Consider the following 519-nt stretch of genomic DNA (forward strand, 5'->3'; position numbering starts at 1 on the left):
GCTAATTGGACAGAGCCGTTTATGCAAGTATATTCAGGAACTTTTGCTATTATGGGTCTAATTTCTTGTTTTTCAATTGCCTATTCTTATGCTAAGAATAGTGGAGTAGAGGCTTTACCAGCTGGAGTTCTATATGTATCTGCATTCTTTATTTTGCTAAGATCATCTTATATCCCTAAACAAGGTGAGGTGATTGGGGACGCTATTAGTAAAGTTTGGTTTGGAGGTCAAGGAATTATCGGTGCTATCATTATAGGTTTGGTAGTAGGAAGTATTTATACCTTCTTTATAAAGAGAAAAATTGTTATTAAGATGCCAGAACAAGTTCCACAAGCTATTGCCAAACAGTTTGAAGCAATGATTCCAGCATTTGTAATTTTCTTATCTTCTATGATTGTATATATTTTAGCGAAGTCATTGACTAATGGCGGAACATTTATTGAAATGATTTATTCTGTTATTCAAGTTCCATTGCAAGGTTTAACTGGATCTTTGTATGGTGCAATTGGAATTGCATTC

The 519-nt window shown here is 34.1% G+C and carries 1 protein-coding gene; it reads left to right on the top strand.

Annotated features, from left to right (window positions below; translation table 11 throughout):
- Positions 1–519 (top strand): PTS transporter subunit EIIC (locus tag QZ114_RS08975; RefSeq protein ID WP_295502416.1); only part of this gene is annotated, 519 nt, incomplete at both ends.

Source organism: uncultured Streptococcus sp. (assembly GCF_901875575.1).
Classification (GTDB): domain Bacteria; phylum Bacillota; class Bacilli; order Lactobacillales; family Streptococcaceae; genus Streptococcus.